Source organism: Amycolatopsis sp. NPDC004169, assembly GCF_040610315.1.
In the GTDB taxonomy this organism is placed as follows: domain Bacteria; phylum Actinomycetota; class Actinomycetes; order Mycobacteriales; family Pseudonocardiaceae; genus Amycolatopsis.
The window spans coordinates 198302-215725 of the sequence record NZ_JBEXMD010000011.1 but is presented as its reverse complement, the minus strand read 5'-3'; the positions used below and the strand labels follow the sequence as shown (position 1 = coordinate 215725).

Sequence of the window (17424 nt, the reverse complement as noted above, 5' to 3'; positions counted from 1 at the left end):
GATCATTCCCGCAGCGATTCCCCGCGCGCTTTCCCGCGCCTTCACAGGAGAACCCCTTGAGCCTCGCGCCCTTGGACCGGCGGACCTTCCTGCGCTGGTCCGCGCTCGTGCCCGCCGTCGCTGCCGTGCCCACCGTGCCCGCCTGGGCGGAGGAGACGGCGGCGTTCGTCGACTCCTACCGCACCAACACCCCGGCCAACCGCACCCCGGAGACCAACGCGGCCGTGCGGATCCTGAGCGGGATGCAGCGGGTCTGGCGCACCGGGTCCACATGGGACAGTGGGGTCGTGCTCGACGCGGCCCTGCTGCGCGCGAACGTCCGGCACTGCGTCGCCGTCACCCGCGCCCGGAGCGACGTCGAAGCCAAGCGGGCGTTCGTCTACGACCGCCAGCACCAGTCCTACGCCGCCATCGGCGGCCTCGGCCCCCTCGCGGACCTCTACCGCAGCGGCGCCAAGGCCGTCACCAGCATCACTTCCGCCCCCGACGGCACGCCGCCGGCGAAGATCGACGACGCCGTCCCGGCGGACGCGCCCGCGGGCTCGGCGCTCGGCGCCGGCTCGCACGACTCGGAGCTCGGCCTGGTGGCCACGCTCGTGGACACCGTCCGCGGCACCTGGGCTTCGGGCAACCCGAGCAAGAACGCCTACCAGTACCCGCGGCCGTGGCGGCTGACCGCGGACAGCCGGGTCGAGGACACCGGCCGGGTCGACGAGCTCGGCTTCCCGGTCTACCGGTCGGACGTGGTCGTCGCGCCGCAGCTGCTGCGGCAGCGCAGCACGACCCCGGCCGAAGACGGCGGCTTCCCCAGCGGCCACACCAACGCGTTCCACCTGGCCTGCCTCGCGCTGGCCTACGCGGTCCCGGAGCGGTTCCAGGAGCTGGTGGCGCGGGCCTACGACCTGGCCGACACGCGGATCGTCGCCGGGATGCACTCGCCGGTCGACGTGATCGGCGGCCGGACGCTGGCCACCGCGCTCGCCGCGGCCGCGCTCGCCGACCCGGAGAACGCCACGCTCAAGGCGGCGGCCCGTGCGCAGGCACTGGAGTACTTCACCGCGAGGACCGGCACGACCCCCGACACGTTGTTCGCCCGCGCGCACACCGGCGCCGACGAATACGGCGACCGCCGGGCGAACGCCGCAATGGTCGCCCGCCGGGCCACCTACGGCCTGCCGGACCGCGCCGCGCGCACCGCGATGCGCGTCCCCAAGGGCGCCGAAGTGCTCCTCGAAACCCGCCTGCCGTACCTCGACGCGACCCAGCGGCGGGAAGTCCTGCGCACGACGGCGTTCCCGGGTGGCAACCCGCTGCTCGACGGCCCCGAACTGTGGGGACGGCCGAACCTCTTCGCCGCGGCCGACGGCTACGGCGCGTTCGACGCGAACGTCCGCGTCACGATGGACGCCGCCCTCGGCGGGTTCAGCGCGAACGACAGCTGGCGCAACGACATCGGCGGCGACGGCGGGCTCGTCAAGGCGGGCACCGGGACGCTGACGCTCGCCGGGACCAACCGCTACCGCGGCGGCACCCGCGTCGAGGCGGGCACCCTGATCGCCGCGACGCCGGGCGCACTGGGCACCGGAGACGTCGAACTCGCCGGGGGCACCCTGCGCGCGTCCGGCCTCCGGATCGGTGGCCACCACCAGACCGGCGGCACGCTGTCGGTCACCGCCGGGCCGGCGCTGGTCGTGCGCGGCGAGGCCACCCTCGAGCGCGGCAGCGTCCTGGAGCTGCGGATCGACGGCTCGTGCCCGTGGCACGAGGTCGACGTGCTGCGCGCGCGGCGGCTGCGCGGCCGGTTCGCCGCCATCCGAGCCGACCGTCCGGGCCACCGGGTGGTGCCGCGGTACACCCCCACCGGTTTGTCCGTCCGAATCCTCCGGGAGTTCTCGTGAGAAAACGCATCGCCGCGTTGGCCCTCGCCGTCACGGTGTCCACTGTGGTCAGTCCGGCCGCCGCCCAGGCGGCCGCCGACGGCGGCAGCTTTTCGGTGCTGGCCTACAACGTCGCCGGCCTGCCCGAGAGCATCTCCAGCGCGCCGACGCCGCGGGACCCCGCGACCACGGCGATCGGGCAGCGGCTCGGCCCGTACGACGTCGTGCACGTCGAGGAGGACTTCAACTACCACGCCAAGCTCTACGCCGCCGACACCCACCCGTACCGCACGCCCACCAGCGGCGGCGCGGGCATCGGCAGCGGGCTGAACACGCTGTCCTCGCTGCCCTACGACGCCGACGACTTCGAGCGCGTCCGCTGGACGTCCTGCCAGCTCGACTCCGGCGACTGCCTGACCCCGAAGGGCTTCACCTTCATGCGGGTACGGCTGGCCGAAGGCGTGTACGTCGACTTCTACAACGCGCACACCAACGCCGGCACGAACGACGGCGACGAGGCTTCGCGCGCGTCGAACCTGGCGCAGCTGACCGCGTTCATCCAGGCGCACTCGGCGGGCAACGCGGTGGTCGTCATGGGCGACACCAACACGCGCTACACCCGCGCGGCCGACACGATCGCCAAGTTCGGCGCGGACAACGGCCTCACCGACGCGTGGGTCAAGCTGGTGCGAGGTGGCGTCGCGCCGGCCCCGGGCAGCCCCGACCTCGTGTGCAACCAGCAGGCACCCACCAACGACTGCGAAGTCGTCGACAAGGTGCTCTACCGCGGCAGCAAGCTCGTGAACCTCGACGCGACCTTCTACAACAACGAGCACGCGAAGTTCCTCTACACCGACGGCAACATGCTGTCCGACCACGACCCGATCACCGTCCGGTTCAGCTGGACCCGCAACCCCGCGCTGCAGCTTTCGGAGCAGTTCGGCGGCCCGCACGGCGACTACTTCACCGACGTCCCCGCGGTGCCCGCGGGCGCCCGGGTGAAGACGTGGTCGCTGCGCGGCGGCAGCCGCCTCGACCAGGTCGGGGTGACCCTGGAGAACGGCACCACGCTGACCCACGGCGGCACCGGCGGCACGGCCGCGTCGCTCACCCTCGGCACCGGCGAGTACGTCACGACGGCGACCCTGTGCCAGGGCAAGTACAACGGCACGACCCGGATCTTCTCGGCCCGGTTCACCACCAGCCTCGGCCGCGTCCTGTCCGGCGGCACGACCACCGGCGACTGCGTGACCCGCACGGCGCCGTCCGGCTGGCAGCTCGCCGGCTTCCACGGGCGGACCGGCGACGAGGTCGACAAGCTCGGGTTCGTCTACACGCAGCGGTAGTCGCCGGCCAGGCCGCGAGGCGCCCCGCGGTCCGGACCCGGTTCCGGGCGGCGGGGCGTCACGCTGTTCAGCAGCTCTTCGGCGACGGCCATGGTGGGCCGGGCGCTGGGATCGGGGTGCAGCAGCGGCAGCACGGCCTCGGTGAGCGGGTGCCGCTGCCCGGTGCCCACTTCACTGCCCACGGCGGCGTAGAGGGTGGCGCCCAGGGAGTACACCTCGGCCGGGAAGTCGGGGAAGCCGCCGTCGAGCACCTCGGGGGCGAGGAAAGCGGGCAGGGGACGCCCGCCGCCGGCGAGCCCGGCCCGGCCCTCGGGCAGGAGGACGACGTGGTCCGGGTCGACGGCGGCGTGCAGGACGCCTTCGTCGTGCGCGGCGGCCAGGTCGGCGGCCAGCTGCGCGCCGAACCGGGCGACGAAATCGGGGGCGAGCGTGCCGTGCTCGCCGAGCAGCTCGGCCAGCGTCCGCGCCCCCGGGTACTCGAGCACCAGGTAGGTGGTGCTGTCTTCGTCGACGACGTCACAGATGGCCGCCCGCGGCGCGGGGATGGCTGGCACCGCGGGCGGCTCGTCGAACAGCGGCTTGACGGCGACGATCCGGCCGAGCCGTTCGTCCTGGGCGTGCCAGAGCACCGCGCCCGGCCCGGCCGGGCCGAGCAGGCGGTACCGGTCGCCGATCAGTGTCCCTTCGCGCGCCACGGCATCGTCCCTCCGTCTGGTCCACCGTCCTCCAGGGAGATACGGCCACCACGCGGATCCGGTTCGCTTGATCGACTCGATTTCCCGTTCGTGACAAAACGACCGCCGGTGGGCGCCGGTTTTTCGCAGGATTGTTCACCCCGCCGGGGTAGCCCGGCCGGGCTCGGTGCCCGGTGCCCGGGATCCGGATCGGAACCCTTGACACCGCGTGGCGCGGGTCACCTACACTACGACGGCTTGTTAGCGCTAACAATCCGTGCCCGCTGCTCGACGACGAGATGGGTGGACGATGATCAGTCGACGTGGACTGATGGCCGGCGCGGCCGGAGCCGCGGTCGCCGGGGTGCTGGGCGGCCATGCCTCGGCGCGGGCCCAGGCCGCCATCGGCGGGTACGTCATGGCGTACTTCACCGAGTCACCGTCCATGACCGGCGCCGACTACGGGCTGCACCTGGCGGTCAGCGCGGACGGCCTCGACTGGGTTCCGCTCAACCAGAACAACCCCGTGGTGACGCCGACCGCGGGCACCGGCGGGCTGCGCGATCCCTTCGTGCTGCGCAAGCAGGACGGCCGGTTCGTGGTGCTGGCCACCGATCTCAAGGGCACCGACTGGTCGCTGCAGAACCAGTACGTGCACGTCTGGGATTCCGCCGACCTGCGCGGGTTCACCGGCTACCGCCGGATCAAGCTGCATTCCATGGCCACGCACAGCTGGGCGCCCGAGGCGTTCAGGGACCCCTCGCGCAGCCAGTACGCCATCATCTACTCCGCGGCTTTCGGCGGCCACGACGTCATCATGGTCAACTACACCACCGACTTCACGACGGTCAGTGCGCCGCAGGTGTTCTTCGACCCCGGGCACGCGACGATCGACGGGACGATGGCCACCATCGGCGGCGTCAACTACCTGTACGTCAAGGACAACACGAACAGCACCCTGGTCGCCCAGCGGTCCGCTTCCCTCGCGCCCGGCAGTTTCACCACCTACCGGACCGGAATCTCACCCGGGCGGGGGGTGGAGGCGCCGCAGATCGTGCCGGCCGCGTCCGGCAACCGCTGGTACCTCTGGGGCGACACGTGGAGCCCCAACGGCCGGTTCTTCTGCTGGGAGACCACGGACGTGGCCACTGGGAACTGGACGCTGCTGAACGACCGCGCCTACACGCAGCCGTTGAACTCCAAGCACCCCGGGATCACGCCGATCACGGCCGCGGAGCGGTCGGCGCTCGTCGAGAAGTGGGGCAGCCCGGTCTGGCGGCGGTTGAAGTCGTACAACTACCCGGACCGGTACGTCCGGCACGCGAACTCCGTGGGCCGCATCGACGCCTACCCGTTCGACCCGTACCAGGACCAGCTCTGGAAGCTCGTCCCCGGCTTGGCCGACCCGGCCGGTGTGTCGTTCGAATCCGTCAACTACCCCGGCCGGTACCTGCGGCACTACAACTACGAACTGCAGCTCGCGGCCGACGACGGCACGGCGGCGTTCAAGGCCGACGCCACCTTCCACCAGACCGCGGGACTCGCCGACGCGAGCTGGTCGTCCTTCCGCTCGCACAACTACCCCGACCGCTACCTCCGGCACCACGACTACGTGCTGCGGATCGATCCGCTGGGCAGCACGTCCTCCACTGTGGACAAGCAGGACGCGACCTTCCGCGTCGGCTACTGACCCCGCTCGCGAAGGAGCCGTCATGCTACGACGACGTGGCACGGTGTTGTCCTTGCTCGTGTTCGCCTCGCTGCTGCTCGGTACGCCGGGCGCGCACGCCGCGCCGGTGACCGTGACCAACGGCAGCCAGTTCACCGACACCGCCGGCGCCCTGGTGCACGCCCACGGCGGCGGGCTGCTCAAGGTGGGCGCTTACTACTACTGGTTCGGCGAGAACCGCAACGCCGACGACACCTTCCGGGCCGTCTCGGCCTACCGCTCGACCGACCTGAAGACGTGGGAATTCCGGGGTGACGTGCTCACGCAGTCGTCGGCTTCGGAGCTGGGCCGGGCGAAGATCGAGCGGCCGAAGGTGATCTACAACCGCGCCACCGGGCAGTACGTGATGTGGATGCACAAGGAGAACGGCGACGACTACGCCGAAGCCCGCGCCGCCGTGGCCACCTCCCCGACGGTCGACGGCGGCTACACCTACCGCGGCAGTTTCCGCCCGCTCGGGGTCCACATGTCGCGGGACATCACGCTGTTCCAGGACGACGACGGCACCGCGTACATGGCTTCCGCGGCCCGCGAGAACGCCGACCTGAACGTGTACCGGCTCTCCACTGACTACACCGGTGTCTCGGCGCTGGTGCAGACGCTGTGGCCCGGCTCGTACCGCGAGGCGCCGGCGCTGTTCAAGCGCAACGGCGTCTACTTCATGGTCACCTCGGCCGCGACCGGCTGGCAGCCGAACCAGCAGAAGTACGCGACGGCCACCAGCATCACGGGCACGTGGAGCGGGTTGGCGAACGTCGGGGACGCCACCGGCTACGGCAGCCAGACCGCGTACGTGCTGCCGGTGCAGGGTTCGCAGGCGACCTCCTACCTGTACCTGGGTGACCGCTGGGCCGGTGCCTGGAGCCGTCCGGTCACCGAGTCGCGGTACGTCTGGCTGCCGCTGGCTTTCCCGAGTGCCACCACGCTGTCGATGAGCTGGTACCCGAAGGTGAGCGTCGACGTGGCGACCGGCGTGGTCGCCGGCGTCGGCTCCGGAAGCGCGTACGAATCCCTGGTGGCGCGGCACAGCGGCAAGTGCGCCGACATCCCGGGGTCGTCCCGCGCCGACGGGACGCAGCTGACGCAGTACAGCTGCAACAACGGCGGCAACCAGCAGTGGAGCGTGCTCGACCTCGGCAACGGCTACGTCAACCTGATCGCCCGGCACAGCGGCCAGTGCCTCGACGTCTCGGGGGCGTCCACCGCGGACGGCGCCGCGGTGGTCCAGTGGCCCTGCGGCGGCGGCGCGAACCAGCAGTGGCAGCTCCAGGCCGCGGACGGCGGGTACGTCCGGATTTCGGCCCGACACAGCGGAAAGTGCCTGGACGTCGTGTCCGCGTCGACCGCCGACGGCGCCGCCGTCAAGCAGTACCCGTGCACCGGCGTGACCAACCAGCAGTGGCAGCAGCGGGCCGCCTGAAGGGCTCCGTTCGGCCCTTGACGACCGGAGGAGGGCTCGCTAGTTTTTTGTGAAACTCCTTCACGTTTGGGGCTGCCTCATGCGCCTGCTCGTGGCTTTGCTCACCGCCGTGGCGATGACGTCCGGCGTCGTCGCGTCCGCCGTCGCCGAAGACGTTCCGGCGCACCGGCTTTCGGTGCGTGGTCCGGCTTTCGTCGACGAGTACGGCCGCGAAGTGGTGTTGCGCGGCTTCAACGTCTCGGGGGAGACGAAGCTCGCGGAAAACGGTTTCCTGCCGTTCGCCTCCGCGGCCGACGCGCGTCGCTCGGCTCAGGCGATACGGGCGCTCACCGGCGCGAACGCCGTGCGGATCCCGATCGCGTGGGCCGGGACGCAGCCGGTGCGCGGGCCGGTCGACACGCGGTACCTGGCCGCGCTGACCGAGCAGCTGAAGGCGTTCCTGGACGAGGGGTTCACCGTCCTGCCGGACTTCCACCAGGACCTGTTCTCCCGCTACCTGTTCAACCGCGGCAGCTGGTACACCGGCGACGGCGCGCCGAAGTGGGTCGTCGACCTCGGCGGCTACCCGGCGGAAAGCTGCGGCATCTGCGCGCACTGGGGCCAGAACATCACGCAGAACGGCGCGGTCCAGGACGCCACGAAGGACTTCTGGCACAACGCCCGCGGTGTGCAGGACGAGTTCGTCGGCATGGCCGTCCAGACGATGTCGTACCTGAAGGGGAACCTGAGCGCCACCCAGTTCGCCGGCATCGCGGGGATGGACCCGTACAACGAGCCGTTCGCCGGGCGGTACGACCAGGGCCAGGACAGCAAGGCGTGGGAGCAGAACGTGTTGTGGCCGTTCTTCCGGCGGTTCCGCGACGCGATGGACGCCGCGGGCTGGCAGGACAAGCCGGCGTTCGTCGAGCCGAACATGTTCTGGAACGCCAACATCTCCTTCCAGCTGCACCCCGGTGGCTTCCAGGACACCGGAGTGCTGGGCCCGCGGTACGTGTTCAACACGCACTTCTACGACCAGCTGGCCCAGTCCGGCGTGTTCATGCCGGGCAAGGCGGGCGACGGCCAGTACAGCGCCGCCTTCGGCACGGTCCGGGACCGGGCGGCCGCGCTCGGGACGACGGCGATCGTCACCGAATTCGGCCACCCGATGACCGGGTACACCTCGGACAAGACCCCGACCGTGGACAAGGCGATGTACCAGGCCCTGGATTCGCGGGTGCCCGGCGCGGACTGGTGGCGCAAGCCGGCGCAGTCGGGCCCGGTGCTGTCGGCGACGCAGTGGCAGTGGGACGTCTACAGCGGCCGCCACCACGAGCTGATGAACGACAACCCGGACAAGGTCAAGACCGACGGCGACGCCTGGAACGGCGAGGACTTCTCGTCGGCCCGGACGGCGGACGACGGGACGGTCCAGCTCCGCCAGGACGCCCGCCTGCTCGACCGCCTCTACCCGGCCGCGGTGGCGGGGCACACGCTGGCGTTCACCTACGAGGACCGCTCGCGTGACGGCAGCCAGGCGCTGACGTGGAACCGGATCCCGTCGACGATGCCGGCCACCGCCGCCCTCGCCGGGGCCGGGCGCTACGGCGTCCTCGTGTGGCAGGGAACGGAAGCGGCCGCGCCGACCGAGCTGCACGTCCCGGCCGGGATGACGCCGACGGTGGTGACGGACCTGGCCTCGGTCACCCGGGTGGGCGACCGCCTGCAGCTGCCGGCCACCCCGGGCCTGCACTACGCGCTGATCACGGAACCGGCGGCGGCCCCGACGGCGGCCCAGCTGGCGGCCGTCCGGGCGGAACTCGCGGCGTGGGCGCCGACGGCGGTCCGCTGACCGAGCACGACCAGCGTCGCCGCTCACGCCGCAACCGGCCCGGCTGCCGGAGTCAGCCCGCCAGCAGGGCGACCATGCTGTGCGGGGCGTCCGCGCCGAACATGATTGCGTAGATGTCCTCGTCGGCCGCTTCCGCCGCGGCGCGCGCGAACATGGCCTGCTCGTACTCGGCCAGCGCGGTCTCCACCTCGCCCGGGTGGGCGGCGAGGGCCTGGCCGAGCTCGGCGCCGTCCAGCATGGCGAGGTTGGCGCCTTCGCCGTTCGGCGGCATCAGGTGGGCGGCGTCGCCGAGCAGGGTCACCCCCGGCACGCGGTCCCAGCGGTGCCCGGCAGGCAGCGTGGCGAGGCGGCGCAGCACCGGCGGCAGGTCGCTTTCGGTGATCAGCGCGGTCAGCTCGGGCGCCCAGCCGGCGAACTCCTCGACGGTCCGGGCCGTCACGGTCGCGGCGTCGGCTCCGGCGAGCCAGTCCTGTGGCCGGTACAGCTGCGCGTAGGTGTGCAGGGTCCCGCCGCTTTCGCGGTGCGCGATGATCCCCTTGCCCGGCGCCAGCGCGTAGAGCGCGCCCGCGCCGACCACCTTCGCGGCGGCCGGGTGCCGGGTGTCGCCGTCGAAGAGGAACGTCTCGACGACCGTCACGCCGACGTACTCCGGGGTGGCGGCCGAGAGTAGCGGGCGGACCTTCGACCAGGCGCCGTCCGCGCCGACCAGCAGGCTCGTGACGAAGGTGCCGCCGCCGGCCAGGCGCACTTCGTGGGTGCCGTCGCCGAGGGCCCGCACCCCGCCGACCTTCTGTCCCCAGTGGACGGTGCCGGGTGGCAGGGAGTCCAGCAGCAGCTGCCGCAGCTCGCCGCGCTGCACTTCGGGGCGTTGGCCGGTGCCGTCGTCGGGCTCGTCGAGCAGCACCGTGCCGTGGCGGTCGACCACGCGGGACGACTCGCGGCCCGGCAGGACGAGCGCCCGGAACTCCTCGGCGAGGCCGGCGGTTTCCAGCGCGAGCCGGCCGTTCCACGGGTGGATGTCGAGCATCCCGCCCTGGCGGCGCGCGGCCGGGGACGCTTCGGCCTCGTACACCTCGGCCCGGATGCCGTGCCGGTGCAGGACGCGGGCCAGGACGAGACCGCCGAGCCCGGCTCCGATGATCGTGACAGTCATGGTTCCCTCCGATTGGATCGTCGTTCCAATCACCACGCTAACACGAGTTTGGATCGCCGTTCCAACCGTGCGATGATCGGCACATGGCGAAACGGGCCCAGCGGCGCACGGACGGGCTGTCGAAGGACGTGATCGTGCAGGCGGCGGCCGCGATCCTGGACGAAGGCGGCGAGGCGGCGCTGACGTTCCGCGCGCTCACCACCCGCCTGTCGACCGGCTACGGCGCGATCTACCACCACGTCGCGAACAAGAGCGACCTCCTCGCGGCGGCGACCGAGGCCGTCATCACCCGCGTGCTGGGCGACGCCGTCGCCGGGGACGACCCGCGGGAAGCGCTGCGGACGGTGTCGCTGGGCCTGTTCGACGCGATCGACGCCCACCCCTGGGTCGGCGCCCAGCTGTCCCGCGAACCGTGGCGGCCCGCGCTCCTGGAGATCTACGAACGGATCGGCGGGCTGCTGGCCGTCCTCGACGTGCCCGAGCGGGAGCTGTTCGACGCGGCCGCCGCGTTGGTCAGCTACGTGCTCGGCGTGGCGGGGCAGAACGCCGCCAACGCCCGCCTCCTCGCCGCAGGCCAGGGGGACCGGTCGGCTTTCCTGGGCGCTGTCGCCGCCCAGTGGGCCGCGCTCGACCCGGAGCGGTACCCGTTCGTCCACCGGGCGGCGGCGCAGCTGCGGGAGCACGACGACCGCGAGCAGTTCCTCGCGGGCGTCGACATCCTCCTGGCCGGGATCGGGGCCCTGCGCTAGCGGCTACGGACGGGCGATGCCCGCGCCGATGCCGTCGAGCAGGAAGCCGAGGCCGATCCGGAACGTCTCGTCGGCGTCGTGGTGGGCGGCGTCGTGGACGACCTTCTCGAGTGCGGGGAAGCGGCCGGTGGCGAACATCCGCACCAGGTAGGGGCCCAGTTCGGCCTGCCACTGCCGCTGGTCCAGCCCGCTGGCGCGTTCGGCGCGCCGTTCGGCGATCTCGCGGCGGACCGCGCCGATCACGTAGGCGTCGACGGCGGTGACCATCGGCATGACGACGTCCACGTCGACGCCGTCCAGCGCGGCCAGCACCGCCTCGCCCCTGGCCAGTGCGTTCGGCCCGAGCTGGGGGCGGCCGCCGATCAGGTCGGCGAACCACTCGTGCCGGTGCACGGCCCGCCGGGTGGCCTCGGCGACCGAGGTGAGCACCTCCCGCCAGCCGTCGCCGGTGGGCCGGATCTCCGCGTGGACGGCGTCGACCATCAGGTCGAGCAGCTCGTCCTTGGTGTCGATGTAGCCGTAGAGCCGCATCGGCCCGACGTCCAGCGCGGCGGCGATCTTGCGCAGCGACACGGCGTCCAGGCCGGCTTGATCGGCCAGCTCGACCGCGGTCCGGACGATCAGGTCGCGGCTCAGCGGCGCCGGCGCCGGTCGGTTCGCCGGCTCCGGCCGTTCCCACACCAACATGGGGGTGACAGTACAACGCCTCCCGCGATACAGTGTATCGAGACGTACGGCGTATCGGAGGGGGAGTTATGAGCATCGCGATCGTGGGAGCCGGCATGGGCGGCCTGGCGCTCGCCCGTGTTCTGCACGTCAACGGCATCGAGTCCGTCGTGTACGAGCGCGACGCGGCGCGGGACGCCCGCAGGCAGGGCGGCATGCTGGACATCCATTCCGGGCAGCGGGCGCTGCGCGAGGCCGGGCTGCTGGAGAAGTTCCTGACGATCGCCCGCGGCGAGGGGCAGGACATGCGCCTCCTGGAACCGGACGGCACCCTGCTGCTGCGGGAGGACACACCGGACGACGCGCCACTCTTGCGGCCGGAGATCGACCGCACGGACCTGCGCGCGTTGTTTCTCGACGCACTGCCCCCGGAAACGGTCCGCTGGGGCCACGCGTTCGACCACGCGGAAGACGGCGTCGTGCACTTCGCGGGCGAGGGCAGCGCCCGGTACGACCTGCTGGTCGGCGCGGACGGCGCGAACTCCCGCGTCCGTGGCCTCCTCACCGACGCCCGCCCGGCGCACCTCGGCCAGAACGCGGTCGAGCTGGCGATTTCCGACATCGACGCCAGGTACCCGGACCTGGCGGCCATGGTGGGCCGCGGAAACTACTGGGTCTTCGGCGAAGGAAAGTCCCTGTCAGCCCAGCGAAACGGCGACGGCTGCGTCCGGATCGGCATCAGTTTCTACAACACCGGAGAGGATTGGTTCGAGGCCACCGGAATCCCGTTCGACAACCCGCCGGCGGCCCGAGCTCGCTTGATGGAGCTCTTGACCGGCTGGGACCCGGGGATCACCCGCCTGATCGAGGTGAGCGACGACACGATCGTCCCCCGGACTTTGACGGCACTCCCGGTCGGCTTGAGGTGGCCATCGAACCCGAAGGTGACCCTGGTCGGCGACGCGGCGCACTTGATGCCCCCGGTGGGCGAGGGGGCGAACATGGCCATGCTGGACGGCGCGGTCCTGGGAGCGGCCTTGGCGGCCCACCCGGACGACTTCGCGACGGCGGTGGCGGAGTACGAGAAGGAGATGTTCGAGCGAACGGAAGCGGCGGCCCGAATGTCGGCGGACATGCAGCAGTTGCTGATGTCCCCGGACGCAAGCCGCCGCCTGCTCGAGTTCTTCCAACCACGATGATCCACCCGCCGGCGGCGTTCTCAGCCACGGCTCGGTGGGAGGAATGAGTTCGAACATGCCGGAACCGTGACCTGTGCCGAGATCGGCTCGCCCCGGCCAGGCCGACCGGATCGGCGTGGCCGAAGCCGTCGACGGCGCGGACCCAGGGCACCGGCCGACCGCAGGCAGCAGCCGGTCTACCCTGGAAGCCGATGACCGAGAAGCAGGCACCCAGGGCGTACCAGATCCGCACCTAGGTCTGTACGAGTTTGCAACTCGCTGGCACCGGACGGTTTCTGCTGATCTGATGGCCAGTGGACGTTGCAAACTCACGTAGTCGGTCTCTGTGCACGAGGTATGCCTCATTGGGGAAGGGCGTCGCCTGTTCCAGGGCAGAGCGGCGGCCCATGCTTGTGGAGCACTGCCTGGGGCGAGCGGCGCGAAGAGAAGAATGATCTTCGCTTGCCCAGGAAGAGCAGAGGCTAACGCGTCGGCTATGGGGCGCAGCACGTGGTGGTCTGACCGTTGACGCCGCTTGATCATGTAACACCGACACCGGGACTTACGAGCTATATGCCGAAGGTCCCTGGGATGAACTGACTCAGGGCTGCGACGTTGTTTGGCCTTGGGTTGGCGGGATCTCAGGAGGAGTCGGCATGGATCCGCTCTACATAGTGGACTTTCACGTCAGCGGGGTGGACAAGGACGTTGTGATGTCCCCCAGCGCAGTCTTCGAGCGCCTCCTCGGCCATGTCGCTGCTTGGCTGAACTGGGATGCTCTCGACACAGTGGACTCTGATTCCTTGGCGGGGCCCGGGCGCATTGAGCAGCGGATACACCGATCCGGGCAAGAGTTAACTCGGCAGATTCTTTGGAGGAGTCGCGGAACAGACGAGATTCAGGTGTTCCAATGCCTGATCAACCAGGATCTGGCAGTGCCAGGGATGGGCAGCTTCATCTGCGAGGTCACGGTGTTTCGAGATCAGAGTTGCGCGGCACTTCGCGTCGAGATGGGGCGCGAGACGGTGCATGGGCTACTCACGCCCACCCCTGTGTCGAGCGTGCGCCGTCCGCGGCTTCTCCCGAGTGTCTTACGTGATGAGGCGCTCACTTGCCGGAGTCAGGGCCAAGTGGTCGACGGCCGGTTTCAGTGGATCAATCCAGGCCAGGTAACACCTCTCGAAGAAGCATTGGCCCACGTGCCTCGTCTCCCTCTCCTACTCATCGACGGTCGGCGCGAGCAAACTCAAAATTTCGCCAAGTACGCCGCCTCTCAGTTGGCAGGCCTCGCACAGGCAACGGTCCTTGACGGTCGCGCGCTGACCATGATCAAGAATCGTTTGGAGGAAATTGATGCGGCGGTCCCGGATCATGGAGCCCGTCTGGTCTGGCCGGCAACCGGATGGCGGAACCCGGTATTCGACGAGCGGCAGCTGCGTGATCGGGATCGTGCAGTCGCAATCCTGCTCAAAATGGTTGCTGCAGCATCGGTCGCCGCGCGGGGTAGAAACCGGTACTTCAGGCGTGCTGTTGACGCCACGCGACAGCGTCGCGAGGAGAAGTTCCAAAAAGACTTGGCTGAGGCTCGGGTAGCGGATGATGCTGTCTCGACAGTTCAGACTCTGAAAGTCCGCGTCGAGGAACTCAAAGGGGAGGCGGAGTTCTGGGAGGGTGAGGCTGAGCGTTTGGAGAGCGAAAATGGACAACTTCGCGCCGCGAAGTCCGAGGTTCAGTACTGGAAAGAACTTGCGCTCACGGCTCAGCAGTCGATGGCCGGTCCCAGCGGTGCCAGTTGGCAGGATGCGCCTACGCTCGAAGCCGGTAGTCTCGACGAACTGGCCAGCTTCCTTACTGCGGTCTCAAGCGGTGCTATCGTCTTCACGGCGGCAGCGGGGCGTAGTTGGAAACAGAGCAGGTATCCGCATGGTGAGCGCATGCGGGAGAGCCTTGTGCTCTTGGCGCAAGCCGCAGTTGAGTGGCGGACGTCGGGTTGTCAGACTGGTGGCATGGTCATTGACGACTGGTTCAAGACCCGCTGGGGTTTGAATATGGCTGGCACCGACAAAGGTTTACGGCAGGTGAAGGGTGAGAAGTTCACCTTTGACGGGCAAGACCTCATACGGGAACCGCATCTTAAGTTAGATGATCATGTAGCGCGAAATGAAGTTGGGCGAGTCTACTTTGGGTTGGACGTCGCGAATCGACGCTTTATTGTTGACCATGTTGGCATAAAGCTCTACTGAAGGCGATAGTGTGAAGTCCGTGTAGTCTCTGACGCAATTCTACTCTTCGGCAGTTTGAAACTTCTTTGGTGAATTCTGAGAGAAAACATTTCCGTTTATTTCGCTTGTCGGGCCGCGACTGCCGTCGTCTGAGGCGAAAAGCGGGAAATCTCGTCTGCCTGTTTCCTCTTTGTTTGGTCTAAGGGTGTTCGTCGGAGCGGAGAAGGCGCCGGGTGGTGCACTGCTCCACGGGGCGGTGCCGCGCGCTCGCTTGGCGGTGTTCTGTTGAGACTTCGCCTGACGTGTCCGGGGCAGCTCTTCGACCGTTCCGGGCCTGGCCGACAGGTAGAGCCGACGAAGTAGGTCGCGATAAATCGCCACCTTCGGCGACCTCGATCTCGACGGTGTGGACGACGGCGACAATGACTACTCCGACCGGCGGGATCGGACAGGTCGGAAGGCGATCTCGCGATCGCGACGATCGCAGCGGCGAGGGGGTTCGTCGCAATCACGATCCGGCTGTGGGCCCTCGCAGCGCTGGAGACGACCGGACCTGGGAGGGGACGCCAAGGCTCAGGTCAGGTGGGGCGGGTTTACCCTGGAAGCCGATGACCGAGAAGCAGGCACCCAGGGCGTACCAGATCCGCACCTTCGGCTGCCAGATGAACGTGCACGACTCCGAGCGCCTCGCCGGGCAGCTCGAGGACGCCGGTTACGTCCCCGCCACCGCCGGGGCCAAGCCGGACCTCATCGTGTTCAACACCTGCGCCGTGCGGGAGAACGCGGACAACAAGCTCTACGGCACCCTCGGGCACCTGCGCCCGGACAAGGTCGCCAATCCCGATCTGCAGATCGCCGTGGGTGGGTGTCTGGCGCAGAAGGACCGCGGCGAGATCGTCAAGCGGGCGCCGTGGGTGGACGTCGTGTTCGGGACCCACAACATCGGGTCGCTGCCCACGCTGCTGGAGCGGGCGCGGCACAACGCCGAGGCCGAGGTCGAGATCCTCGAATCGCTCGAGACCTTCCCCTCCACGCTGCCCGCGCGCCGCGAATCGTCCTACGCGAGCTGGGTGTCCGTTTCGGTCGGCTGCAACAACACCTGCACCTTCTGCATCGTCCCCGCCCTGCGCGGGAAGGAACGCGACCGGCGGCCGGGGGAGATCCTCGCCGAGGTCGAGGCGCTCGTCGCCGAGGGCGTGCTCGAGGTCACCCTGCTCGGGCAGAACGTCAACTCCTACGGCGTCGAATTCGGTGACCGGCAGGCGTTCGGCAAGCTGCTGCGCGCGTGCGGGACCGTCGACGGCCTCGAGCGCGTCCGGTTCACCTCGCCGCACCCGGCCGCGTTCACCTCCGACGTCATCGACGCCATGGCCGCCACCCCGAACGTCTGCCACCAGCTGCACATGCCGCTGCAGTCGGGGTCCGACCGGGTGCTGCGCGAGATGAAGCGGTCCTACCGCTCGGCGCGCTTCCTGAACATCCTCGACGAGGTCCGCGCGGCCATGCCGGACGCGGCGATCACCACCGACATCATCGTCGGCTTCCCCGGCGAGACCGAGGAGGACTTCCAGGCGACCCTGGACGTCGTCGCCCAGGCCCGCTTCTCCAGCGCGTTCACCTTCCAGTACTCGAAGCGCCCCGGCACGCCGGCCGCGACGATGGACGGCCAGCTGCCCAAGGAGGTCGTGCAGGAGCGCTACGACCGCCTGGTCGAGCTGCAGAACGCCATCTCCTGGGACGAGAACAAGAAGATCGTCGGCCGCCGCGTCGAGCTGCTGGTCGCCGCGGGCGAGGGCCGCAAGGACGCCGAAACGCACCGCATGAGCGGCCGTGCCCGTGACGGGCGGCTGGTGCACTTCACGCCGACCGGCGCCCACGTCGACCGCGCGGTCCGCCCCGGTGACGTCGTCGAGACGGTCGTCACCTACGGCGCCCCGCACCACCTGGTCGCCGACGGCGACCTGCTGTCCCACCGGCGCACGCGCGCCGGCGACAACGCCGAGGCCGGGCTGCGGCCGAAGACGAGCGGTGTCACGCTGGGCCTGCCGGGCTTCGGTGCCCCGGCCGCCCGGCCCGAACCGGTGAGTGGGTGTGCGCTGTGACCGAGCCGCGAGGCAACGGCGAGCTGGCCGAACTGGCGGCCGAGATCGACGAAGCGGGCGCGCGGGCGTCCCGCACGGTGGAGCTGGGCCGCCGCGGGTTCACCATCGCGGTGTTCACCTTCGTGCTGCTGATCTGCCTGATCCTGCCCTGGGTCGGCGACCACGCGGGCTGGCGGGTGCTGGCCGGCGAGGGCGGCGGCATCCCGCAGCTGTTCGCGGCGACGTCGACCGGCGTCGGCATCCTGGCCTCGGCGCTGGCCCTGGTGACGCGCCGCTGGTGGCTGGCCTGGGTGTGCGCGGCGGGCGGCTGGTTCGCCTCGGTGGACGGGCTGCTGGCGATCTGGTCCCAGCAGTCGTCCCACGCCCCGGGCGCCGCCGGCGGCGGCCCCGGGATCGGCATGATCATCGCCTGGATCGCGATGATCTGCCTGGCCGTGCAGTGGATGCGGACGGCGTTCTCGCGTTCGTGAGGCCGGT

General features: G+C 70.1%; 13 protein-coding genes. 10 read left to right on the top strand and 3 right to left on the bottom strand.

Annotation, left to right across the window (positions count from 1 at the left end; all coding sequences use genetic code 11):
• Window positions 1-56: 56 nt before the first annotated feature.
• Together ABZX11_RS17885 and ABZX11_RS17880 are read left to right on the top strand one after the other, a co-directional pair.
• Window positions 57-1898 (top strand): phosphatase PAP2 family protein, encoded by a 1842-nt coding sequence (locus tag ABZX11_RS17885; protein WP_354914082.1) that lies wholly within the window; start codon window positions 57-59, stop codon window positions 1896-1898.
• Window positions 1895-3223, top strand: a complete 1329-nt coding sequence (locus ABZX11_RS17880) for a jacalin-like lectin (protein ID WP_354914080.1) — start codon at window positions 1895-1897, stop codon at window positions 3221-3223. The genes ABZX11_RS17885 and ABZX11_RS17880 overlap by 4 nt, the downstream gene beginning before the upstream one ends.
• Here the strand turns inward: ABZX11_RS17880 and ABZX11_RS17875 are convergent.
• On the bottom strand, window positions 3208-3918 hold the full coding sequence (locus ABZX11_RS17875) for a serine/threonine protein kinase (protein ID WP_354914078.1): 711 nt from the start codon (window positions 3916-3918) through the stop codon (window positions 3208-3210). The genes ABZX11_RS17880 and ABZX11_RS17875 overlap by 16 nt on opposite strands.
• Before the next feature lie 289 nt (window positions 3919-4207).
• Between ABZX11_RS17875 and ABZX11_RS17870 the strand changes: the two genes are divergently transcribed.
• The 3 genes from ABZX11_RS17870 (at window position 4208) to ABZX11_RS17860 (ending at window position 8877) form a co-directional block, all read left to right on the top strand.
• Complete coding sequence (locus tag ABZX11_RS17870; RefSeq protein ID WP_354914076.1) at window positions 4208-5587, top strand: glycoside hydrolase family 43 protein; 1380 nt, start codon at window positions 4208-4210, stop codon at window positions 5585-5587.
• 22 nt (window positions 5588-5609) lie between these two features.
• Window positions 5610-7046 (top strand): RICIN domain-containing protein, encoded by a 1437-nt coding sequence (locus ABZX11_RS17865; protein ID WP_354914074.1) that lies wholly within the window; start codon window positions 5610-5612, stop codon window positions 7044-7046.
• Window positions 7047-7125: 79 nt separating this feature from the next.
• Window positions 7126-8877, top strand: a complete 1752-nt coding sequence (locus ABZX11_RS17860) for a cellulase family glycosylhydrolase (RefSeq protein ID WP_354914072.1) — start codon at window positions 7126-7128, stop codon at window positions 8875-8877.
• A gap of 52 nt (window positions 8878-8929) precedes the next feature.
• On the opposite strand, the gene ABZX11_RS17855 is transcribed toward ABZX11_RS17860, so the two are convergent.
• Window positions 8930-10030 carry an NAD(P)/FAD-dependent oxidoreductase gene (locus ABZX11_RS17855; RefSeq protein WP_354914070.1) on the bottom strand — a complete coding sequence of 367 codons (1101 nt, stop codon included), beginning with the start codon at window positions 10028-10030 and terminating at the stop codon, window positions 8930-8932.
• Between the two features lie 83 nt (window positions 10031-10113).
• Here ABZX11_RS17855 and ABZX11_RS17850 point away from each other — a divergent pair, with 83 nt between their 5' ends.
• Window positions 10114-10779 (top strand): TetR family transcriptional regulator, encoded by a 666-nt coding sequence (locus ABZX11_RS17850; protein WP_176175891.1) that lies wholly within the window; start codon window positions 10114-10116, stop codon window positions 10777-10779.
• A 3-nt stretch (window positions 10780-10782) separates the two neighbouring features.
• Here the strand turns inward: ABZX11_RS17850 and ABZX11_RS17845 are convergent, their stop codons facing one another.
• Window positions 10783-11466 carry a TetR/AcrR family transcriptional regulator C-terminal domain-containing protein gene (locus tag ABZX11_RS17845; RefSeq protein ID WP_354914068.1) on the bottom strand — a complete coding sequence of 228 codons (684 nt, stop codon included), beginning with the start codon at window positions 11464-11466 and terminating at the stop codon, window positions 10783-10785.
• A gap of 68 nt (window positions 11467-11534) precedes the next feature.
• On the opposite strand from ABZX11_RS17845, the gene ABZX11_RS17840 reads away from it, so the two are divergent.
• The 4 genes from ABZX11_RS17840 (at window position 11535) to ABZX11_RS17825 (ending at window position 17417) form a co-directional block, all read left to right on the top strand.
• Complete coding sequence (locus tag ABZX11_RS17840; protein ID WP_354914066.1) at window positions 11535-12644, top strand: NAD(P)/FAD-dependent oxidoreductase; 1110 nt, start codon at window positions 11535-11537, stop codon at window positions 12642-12644.
• A gap of 635 nt (window positions 12645-13279) precedes the next feature.
• Window positions 13280-14866 (top strand): cell division protein ZapB, encoded by a 1587-nt coding sequence (locus tag ABZX11_RS17835; protein ID WP_354914064.1) that lies wholly within the window; start codon window positions 13280-13282, stop codon window positions 14864-14866.
• Window positions 14867-15453: 587 nt separating this feature from the next.
• Window positions 15454-16947, top strand: a complete 1494-nt coding sequence (miaB, locus tag ABZX11_RS17830; RefSeq protein WP_176175894.1) for a tRNA (N6-isopentenyl adenosine(37)-C2)-methylthiotransferase MiaB — start codon at window positions 15454-15456, stop codon at window positions 16945-16947.
• The gene (locus ABZX11_RS17825; RefSeq protein ID WP_176175895.1) at window positions 16944-17417 is read left to right on the top strand and encodes a hypothetical protein; all 474 of its coding nucleotides are present in this window, start codon (window positions 16944-16946) and stop codon (window positions 17415-17417) included. The genes miaB and ABZX11_RS17825 overlap by 4 nt, the downstream gene beginning before the upstream one ends.
• Window positions 17418-17424 lie beyond the last annotated feature (7 nt).